Annotated in this window: 17 protein-coding genes and 1 pseudogene; 12 read left to right on the top strand and 6 right to left on the bottom strand. The window is 70.3% G+C overall.

Annotated elements, in window-relative coordinates; genetic code table 11:
• Positions 1 to 426 precede the first annotated feature (426 nt).
• On the bottom strand, positions 427 to 993 hold the full coding sequence (locus ACZ5ON_RS34565; RefSeq protein WP_465601170.1) for a GNAT family N-acetyltransferase: 567 nt from the start codon (positions 991 to 993) through the stop codon (positions 427 to 429).
• An 18-nt stretch (positions 994 to 1,011) separates the two neighbouring features.
• A complete protein-coding gene (locus ACZ5ON_RS34560; RefSeq protein WP_465601168.1) occupies positions 1,012 to 1,698 on the bottom strand; it encodes an alpha/beta fold hydrolase in 687 nt (228 codons plus the stop codon).
• Positions 1,699 to 1,852: 154 nt separating this feature from the next.
• On the opposite strand from ACZ5ON_RS34560, the gene ACZ5ON_RS34555 reads away from it, so the two are divergent.
• The 4 genes and pseudogenes from ACZ5ON_RS34555 to ACZ5ON_RS34540 all read left to right on the top strand — a co-directional run.
• Positions 1,853 to 2,866 carry a helix-turn-helix transcriptional regulator gene (locus ACZ5ON_RS34555; protein WP_465601166.1) on the top strand — a complete coding sequence of 338 codons (1,014 nt, stop codon included), beginning with the start codon at positions 1,853 to 1,855 and terminating at the stop codon, positions 2,864 to 2,866.
• Between the two features lie 254 nt (positions 2,867 to 3,120).
• Positions 3,121 to 3,516, top strand: coding sequence for a hypothetical protein (locus ACZ5ON_RS34550; protein WP_465601163.1), 396 nt, complete (start codon positions 3,121 to 3,123; stop codon positions 3,514 to 3,516).
• Positions 3,516 to 6,047, top strand: coding sequence for a DUF4132 domain-containing protein (locus ACZ5ON_RS34545; protein WP_465601161.1), 2,532 nt, complete (start codon positions 3,516 to 3,518; stop codon positions 6,045 to 6,047). The genes ACZ5ON_RS34550 and ACZ5ON_RS34545 overlap by 1 nt, the downstream gene beginning before the upstream one ends.
• Positions 6,048 to 6,231: 184 nt before the next feature.
• Positions 6,232 to 7,128 (top strand): annotated as a pseudogene (locus ACZ5ON_RS34540) (IS701 family transposase); the annotation flags it as partial.
• A gap of 63 nt (positions 7,129 to 7,191) precedes the next feature.
• On the opposite strand, the gene ACZ5ON_RS34535 reads toward ACZ5ON_RS34540, so the two are convergent.
• On the bottom strand, positions 7,192 to 8,235 hold the full coding sequence (locus ACZ5ON_RS34535) for a LysR family transcriptional regulator (protein ID WP_465601158.1): 1,044 nt from the start codon (positions 8,233 to 8,235) through the stop codon (positions 7,192 to 7,194).
• 131 nt (positions 8,236 to 8,366) lie between these two features.
• Between ACZ5ON_RS34535 and ACZ5ON_RS34530 the strand changes: the two genes are divergently transcribed.
• From ACZ5ON_RS34530 to ACZ5ON_RS34510, 5 genes are all read left to right on the top strand, one after another.
• Positions 8,367 to 9,092: an SDR family oxidoreductase gene (locus ACZ5ON_RS34530; RefSeq protein WP_465601155.1), complete on the top strand. Its 726-nt coding sequence runs from the start codon at positions 8,367 to 8,369 to the stop codon at positions 9,090 to 9,092.
• A 49-nt stretch (positions 9,093 to 9,141) separates the two neighbouring features.
• Positions 9,142 to 9,924, top strand: coding sequence for an SDR family NAD(P)-dependent oxidoreductase (locus ACZ5ON_RS34525; protein ID WP_465601154.1), 783 nt, complete (start codon positions 9,142 to 9,144; stop codon positions 9,922 to 9,924).
• Positions 9,925 to 10,025: 101 nt separating this feature from the next.
• The gene (locus tag ACZ5ON_RS34520) at positions 10,026 to 10,634 is read left to right on the top strand and encodes an ester cyclase (protein WP_465601153.1); all 609 of its coding nucleotides are present in this window, start codon (positions 10,026 to 10,028) and stop codon (positions 10,632 to 10,634) included.
• Positions 10,634 to 11,809, top strand: a complete 1,176-nt coding sequence (locus tag ACZ5ON_RS34515) for an MFS transporter (protein WP_465601151.1) — start codon at positions 10,634 to 10,636, stop codon at positions 11,807 to 11,809. The genes ACZ5ON_RS34520 and ACZ5ON_RS34515 overlap by 1 nt, the downstream gene beginning before the upstream one ends.
• Positions 11,799 to 12,242, top strand: coding sequence for a cupin domain-containing protein (locus ACZ5ON_RS34510; RefSeq protein ID WP_465601149.1), 444 nt, complete (start codon positions 11,799 to 11,801; stop codon positions 12,240 to 12,242). The genes ACZ5ON_RS34515 and ACZ5ON_RS34510 overlap by 11 nt, the downstream gene beginning before the upstream one ends.
• Here the strand turns inward: ACZ5ON_RS34510 and ACZ5ON_RS34505 are convergent.
• Positions 12,228 to 12,392 (bottom strand): integrase core domain-containing protein, encoded by a 165-nt coding sequence (locus ACZ5ON_RS34505; RefSeq protein ID WP_465601148.1) that lies wholly within the window; start codon positions 12,390 to 12,392, stop codon positions 12,228 to 12,230. The two genes, ACZ5ON_RS34510 and ACZ5ON_RS34505, sit on opposite strands and share 15 nt — an antisense overlap.
• Positions 12,393 to 12,499: 107 nt before the next feature.
• Between ACZ5ON_RS34505 and ACZ5ON_RS34500 the strand changes: the two genes are divergently transcribed.
• Positions 12,500 to 12,745, top strand: coding sequence for a hypothetical protein (locus tag ACZ5ON_RS34500; protein WP_465601145.1), 246 nt, complete (start codon positions 12,500 to 12,502; stop codon positions 12,743 to 12,745).
• Between the two features lie 39 nt (positions 12,746 to 12,784).
• Positions 12,785 to 13,129, top strand: a complete 345-nt coding sequence (locus ACZ5ON_RS34495; RefSeq protein WP_465601143.1) for a hypothetical protein — start codon at positions 12,785 to 12,787, stop codon at positions 13,127 to 13,129.
• A gap of 93 nt (positions 13,130 to 13,222) precedes the next feature.
• Here ACZ5ON_RS34495 and ACZ5ON_RS34490 read toward each other — a convergent pair whose 3' ends face one another.
• Entirely contained in the window at positions 13,223 to 13,807 is a 585-nt protein-coding gene (locus ACZ5ON_RS34490; RefSeq protein ID WP_465601140.1) for a hypothetical protein, read from the bottom strand.
• A gap of 175 nt (positions 13,808 to 13,982) precedes the next feature.
• On the opposite strand from ACZ5ON_RS34490, the gene ACZ5ON_RS34485 reads away from it, so the two are divergent.
• Entirely contained in the window at positions 13,983 to 14,234 is a 252-nt protein-coding gene (locus ACZ5ON_RS34485) for a hypothetical protein (RefSeq protein WP_465601137.1), read from the top strand.
• Positions 14,235 to 14,344: 110 nt separating this feature from the next.
• Here ACZ5ON_RS34485 and ACZ5ON_RS34480 read toward each other — a convergent pair whose 3' ends face one another.
• Positions 14,345 to 15,580: a serine hydrolase domain-containing protein gene (locus tag ACZ5ON_RS34480; protein WP_465601134.1), complete on the bottom strand. Its 1,236-nt coding sequence runs from the start codon at positions 15,578 to 15,580 to the stop codon at positions 14,345 to 14,347.
• Positions 15,581 to 15,756 lie beyond the last annotated feature (176 nt).

Raw genomic sequence — 15,756 nt, 5'->3', positions numbered from 1 at the left:
CCGCCGTAGATCTCGCTGCAGGGGTAGACGAAGCCACGGCGCTTGCTCAGGCTGACAATCGTGTCGATCTTGTCGGCGGCCACAGTGCTCTCTTCGTAACGACGACACAGGCACGGCTGGTTGCTCGCACCCGGATACCTCAGGCTATCGGCCATACGGGTGATGGGTTCAAATCAATATCGGTAACAAGGCGCCGGGCCACCGACGAACCCGCAGCGCGTCCGGCTGATCCCCTTGCCGCCCCTCGCGGGGCTGTCTCGACGCCGAGCGGCTGACCTGACGGCCCGTTAGTGGCTGTTGTCTTTCCGATCTTGAGGGGTGCTGGTCGAACGGGAGTCTCAATCGGGTGATTGCGGCGGGTGCCGTGGCTGCGGCAGGGGCTTCTTGTTAGCTCGAACTTGATCGCGTGCTGGTGTCACCTGCCGTTCACGCTGGATCCACGTGCCTGCTCACGATCCATGCGTGCTTGCCGACCTGGCGGACACGGGTGAATCCGTAGTCTTCGAACAGTTCGACCGTCCCGCTGAAGAGGAACTGGCCCTGGGCCTGGCGGCCGAGAGTGACTTCGGTGATGGCCTCGACCAGGCCGCCGCCAGCCTCGGCGATCTGGTCGAGGGCGCCCGCCAGGGCTGTGTGGGCGATGCCCTGGCGGCGGTGGCATCTGTCGACGTAGATGCAGGCAATCCGCCAGTCCGGGAGTGGGGGCGCGTCCTTGTCGTACGCGCGGCGGTGCTTGATGTTGGGTAGTTCCTCGGGGCTGCCGTACTGGCACCAGCCCTGGGCGGTGCCGTCCTCGTCGAGAACGAGTGCGGCGTGCGCCTGGTCTGTGCGGACGCGCTGCTCTTTGACGGCGCGGTAGTCGATTCCCGGCTGGCCGCACTCGGGGTGGTAGCCGATGCACCAGCAGCCGCCGAAGATGCCGTTGTTTCGTTCGACGAGTTCGGCGAACGCGTCCCAGGTCGAGGTGTTCAGCTGGCGGACGGTGTGAGCCATGGTCGGAGTCCCTGCCGGTCAGTCCTGGGATGCTGCCACGTCGAGGAGACGGGCGAGTTCGGCCGGCTTGGTGAACATCGGCCAGTGGCCGGAGTCGATGTCGACGAACTCAACGTCCTTGGCCCGGGCGAGTTCCGGCACCTCGCCGGCAGCGATCCATTCGCGGGCCTGCTCCGGGGTGAACTCCGGGCAGATCACCACGACCGGAACCTCGTAGCGGCACTGATCCGTCAGCCGGACCACGCCCCTGGCCACCTGCTCGGGGACGGGGACGGCACCGGCTGCGATGCGCCGCCGGAGTTCCTCGTCGAGGTCGGCGCTGTCCGCTCCCTCGAACGGGCCCCAGCCGGGGAAAGGCATGGCGCCCTCGCGCATGTCGAAGAAGTCGGCGTACGGCTGACCGTCCTTGTTGGGAAAGCCGCCGATCAGCACCAGCTTGGCCACCCGTTCCGGGCGCGCGTCAACAGCCAGCCAACCCAGAGAGCAGGCGGCCGAGTGCGCCACGAGCAGCGGCTTCTCCACCGCTTCATCAACGGCGGCGAGGACTGCCGCCACCTGCTCGTCGAGCGTGGCAGACGAGCGCCCGTCGCCCTGGCCCGGAAGGGTCACAGGCTGCGGGCGGTGCCCGAGCGCCTCAAGGGCCGGCACCACCGCATCCCAGGCGGTGCCGTCCAGCCACAGGCCGCCGATGAGCAGAATGTCCACAGTGAGACCCACTTCCAAGTCAAGGTCGAAGCAGAGACGGCCGAATGCGCCGCGCAGCCTTCCGCTGCCTGGCCGACCAGGTGTGTTCCCAGGCTAGGAGCAGTTCAGGACGATCGACTTCCTGATTGTCCGCCAGCCGCCTACGCTCTCCGACGTGCAGACCGCAACGAGCCCCACCGCCCGCGCACTGCGCACCCTGGAGATCCTGCAGACCCGGCCCGGCACGACAGCCGAGCAACTCGCGGAGAAACTCGGGGTGACCGATCGCGCCGCACGTCGCTACGTCGCGATCCTCCGGGAGGCCGGCATCCCCGTGGACTCCGTGCGCGGCCCGCACGGGGGATACCGGTTGCGGCGAGGGACCCGGATGCCACCAGTGAGCTTCACCCAGAACGAAGCACTCGGCCTGGTCATGGCGGTGCTCGACGGCAGGCCCGCCGCCACCGATCCCGGGGACCTCGTCGGCTCCGCCCTGGGCAAGGTCATCCAGGCGCTGCCCGAGAAGATCGGGCGTCAGGCGGCCGCGCTGCGCGAGCATGCCGCTGCCGCGCCCGATCCGAGTGCGACCTACGCCGATCCCGCCGTCACGAGCACCCTGGTAGACGCGATCGCGTCCCGGCGGCGCGTGGTGATCACCTACCGGAGCGAGGCCGGCAACCAGTGGCAGGCGGAGGTGGACCCGTGGGCGGTCGTCGTACGCCGGGCGCGCTGGTACCTGCTCTGCCATTCCCATCGCGCGGACGCCGTGCGCACCTACCGGGTCGACCGCGTACTGGCAGCCGAGGAAACCGCGGTCGGGTTCCGGATGCCGGAGGACCACGACCCGATCGCGCTACTGGAGGAGAACCTGGGCACCGGATGGGCCTATCCCACGCGCGTGCTCTTCGACGCGCCAATGGAGCGGGTCGCCCCGTGGGTCGGGCCGCCGATGGGACAGCTCGAACCGGTGGGGGCGGCGGGAGAGCGCTGCGTGCTCGTCGGCAGCACCCGCAACCCGGCGATGTACGCGCAGGAGTGGCTGGCGGCGGTCCCTTATGCCTTCCATGTCGTTGGCGGGACGGAGCTTCGGGAAGCGATCGCCACCCTGGCGACCCGTCTTGGCGCGGCCGTGTCCGGACCGGTATCGGGGGCCGGACAGGATTGGATCCGGGGCGTCGATGGCGAGTGAAGGCTCCCTGGTGGCTGTCTCGATCGGGTGACTGTGGCGGGTGCCGCGCATGAGAGCAGAGCCTCTTGGTAGTTCGAAGGGTGTCGGCCCCAACAAGCTGTCCAGGAGGCCCTATTGTCGTACTTGTGCGGCACTGTGGAAGCGGAGTCCACCTCGGTCGCCGCACCTGCCCCGGGCGGGGAACCCGTGCGCACGGCCCCGGATCCGTCCTGGGGGGGGCGGGGCTGTCGCTGCCGGTGGCTATGGTCTGAGGCATGGCGACAGTGATCTTCGTCGATGAGACGACATCGGGGGTGCGGCGGGACGCGTGGCGGCTCGCCGTGGCGGAGGAGCGGTTGACGCTGCGCGAGCTGATCCGCCTCCGGGTGCACGAGGAGGTGGCGGAGTACAACGCCCGCGGCCCTGAGGTGTTCCACGGCCTGGTGCAGCCGACCCCGGCCGAGCGGACCCTGAACGGGTACCGGCAGCTGGAGGCGGACCGCACGATCGACCCCGAGCGGCAGTTCCTGAGCGCCGTCGAGGCGTTCGGCCGCAACGGCTTCCTGGTGCTGGTCGGCAACCGCCAGGTCGAGGATCTGGACGCCGTGCTGGACCTGCGCACCGACACCGAGGTGTGCTTCCTGAAACTCGTTCCGCTGGTGGGTGGCTGATGACGACGACCGATCCCTTCGACTCCGCAGTCGCCCGGCTGTACGACGCGTTCGACACCGGGCACGTGGACGGCATCGTCAGGGCGCTGTCGGAGGTCGACGCCGCCATCGGGGGCGACTGGTCCGCCGAGCGGGTGCAGCCCGCCCGTGAGCGGGTGCTGGAGCTGCACGGAAACACCCGGGCCGCGCTGGTGGCGAGCTTGGTGCGATGGATGCAGATGCTCTGGCGGCCCGTGGAGATCGAGCGGATGCAGCGGGAACGCACCGCGCTGATCCGGCTGGCCGCGACGGTCTCCCGAGGCTTTCCGCCGGGGCCGGCCCGTGAGCTCCGCGAGGACCGGCTGCACCTGATCGGCCGCCAGTGGCATTTCGGCGACTTCCACGCGGACGAGGCGCTGGTCGGTGACGAGCTCGCCGCGGGCCGACCGGTCGACGCCGCGGTGGTCGCCGCCGTCCGCCGCAGCGCCCTGTACGTCCGGCCCCACCACAGCCCCGTCGTCGACCTCGCAGCCGCGCTGACCGAACCGCCGCTCAGCCCGGGCGAGGCCTGGTCCGACCGGGTGCTCGACGATGTCGCGGAGCTCGATGCCGAGCTCGATGCCTCCGTGGGAGAAGGCGGCCGGTGGGCGGCCCTGCTCAAGCACGCCTTGGGAGTCAAGTCGGCTAAGCCGACCGCCCGTTGGGAGCGGACCGGACGGGCGCTGATCGACCTGGTCGGCCCGGACCGGGCCCGCGAGCGGATCACCGAATGGCTCTCGCTGGTCGGCCGCCCGCGCACCCTCGAACTGGTCGCGGACCCGAACGGTGCGTACAGCAACCAGCTCGACCCGTACAACCTGGACGCGCTGCGCGGAATAGCCCTGCTGCTGCCCCTGACCCCGGCCCACCCCGACAGCGCCCGAGTGCTGGGCCGGCTGGTCGAGTCCGCGCTGCGCAAGGTGCCCGGCATCGGCCCCCAAGCGCCCAAGGTCGCCAACGCCGCCGTGCACGGCCTCGCCCGTCTGGACGGCGAGGACGGGCTCGCCCAACTGGCCGTCCTCACCACCCGGGTGACGTACAAGGGCACCGTCAAGGAACTGGAAAAGGCGCTCCTGGACCGGGCCGCGGCGCTCGGCCTCGGCCGGGCCGACATCGAGGAACTCGCCGTCCCCAGCTACGGAATGACCGAGCCGGGCCGACACGTCGAGCGGTTCGGAGACGCCCGGGTGGAGCTGCTGGTGGAGGGCACCAGGGTCCGGCAGACCTGGTACAACGAGGCCGGCCGTCCGGTGAAGACCCCGCCCGCCTCGGTGCGCCGGGAACACGCCGACGGGTTCAAGAAGTTCAAGGCCGTGGTCAAGGACCTGGAGAAGATGCTGACCGCCCAGTCCGAGCGGCTGGACCGGCAGTTCCTGACCCGGCGCAGCTGGCGCTACGGCGCCTGGCGGGAACGGCTCCTGGACCACCCGCTTGTCGGCACCCTGGCCCGCCGACTGATCTGGACCGTCGACGGCACGGCCTGCGCCTGGCTGGACAGCGCCCTGCGCACCCTGACCGGCGACGAGCCCGCGCCCACCACCGATGCCCTGGTCGAACCGTGGCACCCGGTCGGCCGCCCGACAGAGGAGGTGCTCGCCTGGCGCGCCCTGCTGGAATGCCACCAGGTCGTCCAGCCGTTCAAGCAGGCGCACCGCGAGGTCTACCTGCTCACCGCCGCGGAGGAGCACACCCGGGTGTACTCCAACCGCTTCGCCGCGCACGTCCTGCACCAGCACCGGTTCCACGCGCTGGCGGGCGTGCGGGGCTGGCACAGCCACCTGCAGTTCGCGGTGGACAACTCCTTTCCCGCCCCGAAGCGCCTGCTGCCCGAGTGGGGGCTGCGCGCCGAGTTCTGGGTGAACGGCATGGACGCGGACCGGGGCGGGACCTTCTCCCACCTGGGCACCGACCAGGTGCGGTTCTATCCGATCGATGCCCCGGAGAACCTCACCCACGCGGGCAGCGGCCAGTTCGGCCCGGTGATGCGGCCGGGTGTGGAGATACCCGAGCCGGTGCCGCTCACGGAGGTGCCGCCGCTGGTGCTGAGCGAAGTGCTGCGCGACGTCGACCTGTTCGTGGGCGTGTGCAGCGTCGGCAACGACCCTAACTGGTCGGACGGCGGGCCGGACGGGCGCTACCGGGACTACTGGCAGTCGTACGGCTTTGGCGAGTTGTCGCAGAGCGCCCGTGAGCGCGGCGAGCTGCTGGCCCGGCTGCTGCCCCGGCTGGCGGTGGGGGAGCGGTGCAGGGTGGACGGCCGCTTCGTGGAGGTCCGCGGCGAACTGCGGACATACCGCGTTCACCTGGGTTCGGGCAACGTTCTGATGGCGCCCGACGACCGCTACCTGTGCATCGTGCCGGCCTCGGACGGGCCGGCCGGGTCGCCGGATGGGCCGTACCTGCCGTTCGAGGGCGACCGGATGCTCGCGGTCATCCTCAGCAAGGCGGTCCTGCTGGCCCATGACACGGCGATCACCGATCCGGCCATCACCAGTCAACTGGGGCCGCGCTGACCGCCCGTACGGGCGAAGCTCCGTGTCCTTGCCTCATTTGGTACTCCAGTGTCACTTCGTGGTCTCGCGCTGAAGCCGGGTGGGAACGGCAACGGCCACCGCGTGATCATCAAGGGTTGTGTGGATTCATGACGATCATGCGGTGGCCGCGGGTCACAGCACAGACGCCGCCCGTTGGCGGGCGATGTTCGACCAGGCCATGACCCGGATCGCGGGCCGGTTCAAGCTGGTGGAGCCGCGGGCGACGGCCCGTGCCTTCGTGCTCGCCCTGCTGTCCGGCGTCGAGGGTAATTGCCAGATCGGCACGTTCCTGGCCTACGCCTCGTCCAAGGGCCGCGCGCTGATCGACCGCGAGCTGTACCTGCCCAAGTCCTGGACCGGCGACCGCGAGCGCTGCCAGGCCTCCGGCATCCCGGACGAGGTGCCGTTCGCGACCAAGAACGAGCACCTGAAGTGGATGCTGCAACGCGCGATCGACGCCGAAATACCGTTCGCGTGGGTCACCGCGGACGAGGCGTACGGGCAGGTCAAGCACCTGCGGCTCTGGCTGGAGGAACGCCGCGTCGCCCACGTGCTGGCCACCAAGGTCAACGACACGGTGACCACTACGCGCTGGGCCGACATCCGGGTGGACGCCCTGATCGCCGCGCTGCCCCCGGCAGGCGTGGAAGCGCCTGTCCGGTGGCCAGGGCGCGCACGGCGAGCGGATCCACGACTGGGTCCGTGTCGCGACCCGACCGGTGTGGGAGAACGGCTTCGGACACTGGGTCCTGGCCCGCCGCTCCGTCAGCGACCCCAGTGAGATCGCCTACTACGTCTGCTACGGCCCCCTCGGAACCCGCCTCAAAGACCTGGTGAAGGTAGCGGCCGCCAGGTGGGCGATAGAGGAATAGTTCCAGGTCGCGAAGAACGAGTGCGGCCTGGACCACTACCAGTCAGGCTCTACCGGGCCTGGTACCGGCACATCACCCTGGCCATGGCCGCCCTGGCCTACCTGACCGCCGTCCGCGCCCAAGAAGCCACGAAGGGGGGCGCCACGGACCACGAGGGCGAGCTCATACCCCTGAGCGTTCCCGAGATCCGCCAGCTGATGGGCCACCTCATCAAGCCCCGCCACCACACCAACGAGCACCATCTGCGCTGGTCACGCTTCCGACGACGCAGCCAAGCCCGGGCCCGTCGCTCCCACTGCAAACGCCGAGGCCACAACTTCTGGATCCGGTTGCCGTATTGGAGGTTCTGTCCGCGTGCGGGGGGCGTCCGTCCGGGCGAGGGGCGTGGCGGCCGTCGGGAATCCGGCCGGGTTGACGCGGGCCTGGTCGGCGAGGAGGTCGGCGAAGGCGACGGTGAGGGGGTCGGGGCGGGTGCGGGTGTAGGCGGTGAGGGTGCGCCGGATCGGGGGGTCGGGGCGGAGCAGGACGCCGTCGAAGTGGGACGGGACGATGTTGGCGGGCACCAGGGCCGGGCCGAGTCCGGCGGCGGCGAACAGGGGTGCGGCGGAGGTCTGTTCGGCGCGGATCGCCGCCTGCGGTTGGAAGCCCGCCTGGGCGCAGACGTGGTCGAGCAGGTCGGCGAGGCCGTTGTCGGGGGCGTAGTGGACCCAGGCGCGGTCGGCGAGTTCGGTGAGGGCGACCGCGCCGGTGGGGCGTTCGGCCAGCGGGTCGTCGGAGGGCAGGACGATCGCGAACTCCTCGGTGCCGAGTTCGCGGATCGGTCCTTCCCAGGCGGTGGGCGCTGGGCCGATGGCGAGGTCGGCGCGGCCGGCGGTCATGGCGGCCTGGAGCCGGTCGGCGTGCGGGTACTCGCGCAGCCGGATCCGTACGCCGGGGTGGCGGCGGCGCCAGGCTCGTAGGACGGGCGGCAGGATGCCGAGGCTGACCGAGTAGATGGCGGCGACCTCCAGCTCGCCCTCCTCGAGGCCGGCCGTGCGCCGCGCCACCGTGTGCAGGCGTTCGGCCTCGGCGAGCGCGGCGCGGGCGTGCGGCAGGACCGCCCGGCCCATCGGGGTGAGCCGCACCGATCGCGGCAGGCGTTCGAGCAGCGGGCCGCCGACCGTGCTCTCCAGGGCCCGCATCTGGTGGGAGAGCGCGGGCTGGGTGACGTGCAGCTGCTCGGCGGCGCGGGTGAAGGAGCCGGTGTCGACCACGGTGACCAGGTATTCGAGCTGCCGGAGTGTCGGGATTGCCATGAGCAGATTTTATCGCTGCGGTAGAGAACAAGCCTTGGACTCATCGCTGGTGGTCGAGAGAGGGTCGTGGTGTGGCCGCCGCGGGGGAGCAGCGGGCGGCCGATCCCCGATGACTCGAAGGAGTTCTCCTCATGTTCGATGGCACGCCTCTGAAGGGGCAGCGACTCGTCGTGGTGGGCGCGGGCTCGCGCACCGGGCGCGCGCTCGCCAAGGCCGCCTCGGCGACCGGTGCGGCGCTCGTGCTGGCCGGTCCGGACCCGCGCAAGCTGGAGTGGACGGCCGGTGAGCTGTCCGGGCCGTCCGAGGTGCTCGCGCTGGACCTGGCCGACGAGCGGTCGATCGCCGACTTCGCCGCCCTGGTGGGTGGGTTCGACCACCTGGTCTCCACCGCCGCGATGCCGGCCAACGGCCCGCTGAAGGGCCTTGAACTGCCCGACGTGCAGCGGGCGTTCGCGGCGAAGGTGATCGGGCCGCTGATGCTGGCCAAGCACCTGGCCGGGCAGGCGTCGGAGGGCGGCTCGTTCACCTTCTTCTCCGGTGTGGCCGCCTGGCGGCCGGCGCCCGCGCGCACGGTGATGGCCACCACCAACGGCGCGCTGGCCTTCCTGGTGCAGGCGCTGGCGGTGGAGATCGCCCCCGTCCGGGTGAACGCGGTGTCTCCCGGCATCGTCGACACCGGCTCCTGGGACGGCCTGGGCGCGGACAAGGAGGCGTTCCTGCGGGGGGTGGCCGAGCGCAACCCGGCCCGCCGGGTGGGCAGCCCGGAGGACCTGATCAAGGCCGTGTTCTACGCCATCGACAACCCCTACGTCACCGGCACCGTGCTGCACGTCGACGGCGGCGGCCGCCTCACCTGACCGGCACCCGCAAACCCGTCCGACTCGACCGATACGTAAGGAGCAGCTGATGGATCTCCGACTCGACGGCAAGGTCTTCCTGGTCACCGGAGCCTCCGCCGGCATCGGCGCGGCCACGGTCCGCACCCTCGCCGCGGAGGGGGCCACCGTGGTCGGCACGGCCCGCCACACCGAGGGCATCGAGGCGCTCGGAGCGCGGGTGAGCGCGGTGGCGGCCGACGTGACCGATCCGCGGGCGCCCGAACGGGTCGTGGCCGACGTCCTGGCCCGGCACGGACGCCTGGACGGCCTGGTCAACAACGTCGGCGGCCTGACCTCGCGCACCGGCTTCCTGACGGTGACCGACGAGCAGTGGCAGACGGCGTTCGACCTCAACTTCCACTCGGTCGTCCGGATGACCCAGGCCGCGCTGCCCGCCCTGTTGGAGCACGGCGGCTCGCTGGTGCACGTGACCAGCGAGGCCGCCCGGCTGCCCGACGTGCCCTTGGTGGACTACGCCGCCGCCAAGACGGCCCTGCTGTCGCTGAACAAGACCCTCGCGGTGGAGTTCGGCCCGCGCGGGGTGCGCTCCAACGTGGTCGCCCCCGGCCCGACCCGCACCAGGCTGTGGGACGCCCCCGGCGGTTTCGCGGAGCAACTCGGTGAACAGTTCGGCCTCACACCGGAAGCGGCGATCGACCACTTCGTGCGCGAGGTACGGCGACTGCCCAGCGCCCGGCTCGGCGAGCCGGACGACGTCGCCCGGGTCATCGCCTACCTGCTCTCCCCACTCGCCGGCCAGGTCACCGGCGCCGAATGGGCCGTCGACGGCGGCGCATTGCGCCAGATCTGACGTCACGTCGTCACGTCCGCCGGCCGGTCGAAGGGACCGGCCGGCCACCCCCGGCACGCCCGAAACCGGTGCGTGACCGGCCGATTCAAGGAGAAACACCCATGCGTTCGCGCACCCTCGTCCGCACCGCCGCCCTCGCCGCTGCCGCGGCCTGCCTGGCCGGTGGCACCGCTGCCGCCGCCTACGCCCACGACAACGGCCACCACCAGGCCTCGCACGCCTGGCCGCAGCGCCTGATCGACCGCTCGCCCGACCTGGTCCAGCCCCAGGCGATCACCGTCGACCACTCGATCGGCGAGAAGCGCGCGGCCCAGGAGGTCCACCTGGCCCAGCAGCTGTACACCTTCTGGAACACCGGACAGCAGAAGTACCTGGACGCCGCCGTCAGCCCGCAGTTCAAGGACAACACCCTTCCCGCCGGCCGCCCGCAGGGCCCCACCGGACCGATCTTCGCCTCGAAGAACTTCCGCACTGCCGTGCCGGACCTGACCTGCGAGCTCTCCGACCTGCTGGTCAGCGGCGACAAGATCACCGCTCGGCTGGTCTTCCGCGGCCACTTCACCGGCACCTTCAACGGCGTCCAGGGCAAGGGCCAGAACGTCGACTTCAACGCCATCGACATCCAGCACGTCGGCACCGACAAGATCGTCGAGGACTGGCACATCGAGGACACCCAGACCCTCATGGCCCAGCTGGGCGTCAACGGCTGATGCCGCTCCTCCTGTACGCCCTCGCTCTGGCAGCCTTCGCCATCGGAACCACCGAGTTCGTCGTCGTCGGCCTGCTCCCCACGCTGGCCCACACGCTCTCGGTCCCGGTGCCGACGGCAGGCTACCTGGTGACCGGCTACGCCGCCGGCGTCGCGATCGGCGGGCCACTGCTCGCCCTCGCGGCCCGGCGGCTGCCGCCACGCACCACCCTGATCGGCCTGATGACACTCTTCAGCGCCGGCCACCTGCTGATGGCGGCGGCCCCGGACTTCACGGTGCTGCTCACCGCCCGGCTGGTGACCGCCTCCGCACACGGGGCCTTCTTCGGCACCGGCTCCGTGGTCGCGGCGGCCACCGTGCCGCAGGACCGACGCGGCCGGGCGATCGCCCTGATGTTCACCGGCCTCAGCGTGGCCACCGTGATCGGCGTCCCCGGCGGCACCCTGCTTGGCCAACACCTGTCCTGGCGAGCCCCGTTCGCCGCGGTCGCCCTCCTCTCGGCCGTCGCCGCCCTCGCCCTGCACCGGCTGCTGCCCAGGCACCAACCCGCCCCCGCGGCCGCCCGGCCCGCCGCCACGCCACGCCCAGCCCCGGCCGCCCTCGCGCTCGCGCTGGCCACCACCGTCCTCGGCTGGGGAGCGATCTTCGTGCCCTACACCTTCATCACCCCCTACCTGGAGACGGTGAACGGATTCGGACAGAGCACGGTCACCCTCCTCCTGCTGCTGTTCGGCGCGGCCTCCGCCGTCGGCAGCGTGCTCGGCGGCAGGGCCGGCGACCGCCACCCCGGCGCCGCGCTGCCCCTCACCCTGGTCCTGCTCGCCACCGTCCTGGCCCTGGTGCGAGTAACCGGTCACAGCCAGGCCCTGATCGTCGCGCTGCTGACCTGCTGGGGCGTCAGCGCCTTCGCCCTGGTCCCCACACTCCAGGCCCGGGTCGTCGCCATCGCCGGCCCGACCAGCACCCTGGCGGCCACCCTCAACATCGCCGCGTTCAACATCGGCATCGCCGCCGGCTCCGCCCTCGGCGGAGCCATGGTGGACGCGGGCCGCCTGCGCGCCACACCACTGGCAGCCGCCGTCGCCGTCCTCGCGGCCGTGATACCGGCGGTCCTCTCCCACCGGATGGCCCGTTCCTCCTCACCCGGAAGGCAACCACTCCCCGATGCGCACTGACGACCTGTCCGACCTCCCCCTCGCCGGCACCCTGATCGCCGACAGCTTCCAGGACTGGACGCCCGCACTGCGCGAAGAGTTCGAGCGTAACGCGTACAACGGCCAGGTCGGCCGACGGCTGCTCAGCGAAACCGAACGGGGTGGAGCATCCACCTCGCCCCCCGGCGAGCGGGTGACCACACACCGCCACGTCCTCGACTACTTCTGGACAGCCCACACCGCGGGCCGCAGCCTTCAGCACACCTGCGACGGCACCACTCGCATCGTGGACTACACCCCGGGCGAAACCCGCCACTACACCTTCGGCCCCGGCCGCTACCTCCTGCACGACCTGGAGAACATCGGCACCACCAGCCTGGAGTTCACCACCGTGGAGCTCAAGGACGGTGAGGTGACCCCCGGATTGTGGACAAAGGGGTTACGCCGCGAGTGAGAGTTTAGCCGTCGTGTGTTGCTGCTGTTCGAACTCCCTCGGGGAAAGGTAGGCCAGTGCGCTGTGGCGTCGCCTTGCGTTGTAGTACGTGAGCCACCGCAGGATCACCATTCGGGCCTGCTCCATCGTGGAGAACAGCGTCTTGAACACAGGGCGACTGGGCGCATCAGGCCGTCGCGGGAGCGGTCGGCCCCGCGTCGGCCCGCGAGATCGAGTCAGCGCTTGAGCCCGTCGATGAGGCCGGAGCAATCGAGCGGATGACCAACCTGTCGGCCTTCGATCTCGTCTACTCGCGCCACCCTCTCCGGGATCCCGATCACGCCAGGCGGGCAGCCACGAGGGTGGCGAAACTGCTCGGGCGGGGTACGAACTGGGTCACGAACACAGAGGGCATAGGCAACGGTCGAGCGTGGACGCCCGTCACCCGGCACGGCATCGACGTCGTCGTTGCCGGAACCACTGCCGAGTTCTTCGTGATCCTGCTCGCCCTCGGCGACGACTAGGTTCGTTCCGGCAGGTCAAAGCGTCATAGGCTCCACAGCATGCACAGCACCCTGACGGAGCACGCCCGGTGTCTCTACGGAGACGAGTATCGACCGACGCCCGAGTGCGACCTCGACCACCGGGAGCACTACTTCGTCGAGGAACTGACATTCGCTGACGCGGATTCGATCCTCGCCATGCTCCGTGAGCTCAGCCCGCACGTGGTCGATGGCCGTCTCCCGGTCTGGGTGCGCAACCTCTCCTATCGGTTGGTGCCACTGCAGCGACCTGATGAGCCAGCGCTGATGCGCGAGGCTGCCGAGAACTTGTGGTTGCACGGACCAGACTGGGATGACATCGCAGCGGACCTGACGAAGCGGGCAGACACCCTGGAGGCCGACTGATTTCGGTTGGCCCTGAGCCTGGCGGCGGCTGGCTGGCTGGCTGGCTGGCTGGCTGGCTGCCGATGGCGGGTCATCTGGGGCGACGTGGGGGGCTCAGGCGCGCGGCGGCAGGACCTCGATCACGGTAGCCGTTCCGGCAACAGGTCTGGCTTCGTGCATGGTGATCACATCGCCGCACTTCAAGTGCCTCCACTGCTCGGGGCTCAGGGGAGCCAGCCGAACGTCGGCAGTCTCTCCCGGGCCGAGCTCTTGCGCATGCTCCACCCACAACCTGGCGATGTTCAGCTCTCGCTCCCCGCCGGCGGTGCGGTTGCCGATGTCCCACATCGGCCTGAGCCGTCCGTCTGCGGCGAAGGCAGTCCGGCGTCGGCCCTCCTCGGCACCCACCAGGCTCAGGGTCGCCCGGAGGGTTCCGTGCCTGACCTCCCAGCCCCGCCACTCGCACCAACGACGGCTACGGTCGAGCATCATCTGCCGAGCAGCCTCGGCAAGGAGGTCCCAGAAGTCGACGGACACGGGGTGGAGATCCCCGATCTCGATGAGAACGCCGAGCACCATCTCCCACTCCTGGCGCCCGATGTCCTCGCGCGCATCCCCGACCGTCTGCCCGTTCTCTGCCGCTGCCTCCTCCGGCAGCAGATCGACGGCCTGGCGAAGGAGTGTGAACGCGTCATCCATGTGCTGCATTCTCCCCCGTCCCGGACACGCGTTGAAGAGCGACCAGGCCAGCCGGAGTTGGCAACGCGACACGCCCGAATGCTTCCCGGCTCCGTGATTGTTGCTGACTACTTTGAGCAACTCGACTGCGAGCAGACCCCGCCAGGCCGTTCTCGGCTAGTTCAGATAAGCCTGCGTGCGCTGCCCCGTGCTGATCGTCAGCCCCGAGGAACGGCCACGACTGGTCGAGATCAGCGAGAACCTGCGCGACCGGATCGCCGAGGCCGAAAGGGAGGGCTGGCTCGGAGAGATCCAGGGTCTGTCCGTCAGCCTGGATGCGGCCGAGACGAAGATCGCTCAGATCGACGCCCGGCAGGAACGCAGCGCATTCCTCGGCCTGCCGACCTTCGACCGCATCGCCGTCGCCACCGTCACGGTGCAAGGGTGACTCAGCCGAGAGTGATCCCCAAGACCGGCTCCCATCGCTGTTACGAGGGGGCCCAGCGCTCAGCGGCGCCGAGCCCCCTCAAAGGTGGCGTCAGCGACTTTCTTGGCAGGTCAGTCGTCGATCGCCTGGTAGAGCGTGGTCCAGAAGTCCTGCATGGCCCGCGCCGAGTCCGGGGTGGACATCCCGGTCTGGGTGAGCAGGATGCCGACGAGCTGGTTGTCCGGGTCGGCGTATGTGGTGGTGCCGGCTCCGCCGTCCCAACCGAACTGGCCGATGGGTGCGTAGTCGCCTCGGTAGGTGCGCACCGTCATCCCGAAGCCCCAGCCGCCGGTCTGGCCCTGACCGTGTGACAGGTGGACGACGCTGCGCGCCCAGGCCTGTAGGGCGGCTGTCTGCTCGGGCGTGAGGCGGTTGGTGGTCATCAGCTCGACGGCGGACCGGGACAGGATCCGCTCGGTGCCGTGCTTCCCGTGGTTGAGCAGCATCCGGAAGTAGGCGTGGTAGTCGTCGACTGTCGAGTCGAGTCCGCCGCCGGCGGACGGGAACGCCGGAGGCTTGCTGTGGTGTCCTCCTTCGGCCGGGTCCTCCACATGGAACTCTCCGGTCTGCGGATCGGGGGCGTACAGGGGCGGCAGCCGGTCGATCTTGTCGGCGGGCACGTGGAAACCGGTGTCCTTCATCCCCAGCGGATCGAAGATGCGCTCGCGCAGGAACGCCTCGAACGACTGGCCGGTGACCCTGGCCACCAGCACCCCGAGCACGTCGTCGCTGACGTTGTATAGCCACCGCTCTCCGGGCTGGTACATCAGCGGGAGCGTGCCCAGGCGGCGCATCCACTCATCCGGCTCCACCGCCGGCAGCATCCATCCGTTCTCGCCGTAGACCCTCTGCTCGAAGTACGCGCTCATCATCGGAGAGCCCATCGCCGTCATGTCCAGCCCGAGCCCGCAGGTGGAGGTGAGCAGGTCCCGCACGGTGATCGGACGCCGCGCCGGCACAGTGTCGTCCAGTGGGCTGTCGGGCCCCTTGAGTACCCGCCGGTCGGCCAGTTCCGGCAGCCACTGGTCTATCGGGTCGTCGAGTCGTAGTCGGCACTCGTCCAGCAGGACCATGGTCGCGGCGACCGCGACCGGCTTGGTCGTCGAGGCCATCCTGAAGATGGTGTCCCGGCGCATCGGCGCGCCGCCGTCATGGCGCATCGTCCCGATCGCTTCGACATGGGTCTCCTCGCCTCGGCCGACCAGGGCGACGAGTCCGGGGATCTTCTTGGACTCGACATGCGCTTCCAGTACCTCGCGCAGTCGGCGCAGTCCTGCTTCGGACAAGCCGTTGTTGCCGTTTCCCATCATAAATCTCCTTGCGCGCAGTGGTCGGTCTCGACGGTGCCGCGGGCATGCGGCGAGGGGCGGGGGGGGGGGGGGGGGGGGGGGGAGAGGGGGGGGGGGGGGGGGGGGGGGGGGGGGGGGGGGGGGGTGGGGTGGTGGGGGGGGGGGGGGGGGGGGGGGGGGGGTTTGGGTTTTTT

Source organism: Kitasatospora sp. NPDC032150, from assembly GCF_055579945.1.
The sequence above is the reverse complement of the archived record's forward strand: the minus strand, read 5'-3'. Positions and strand labels throughout refer to the sequence as shown.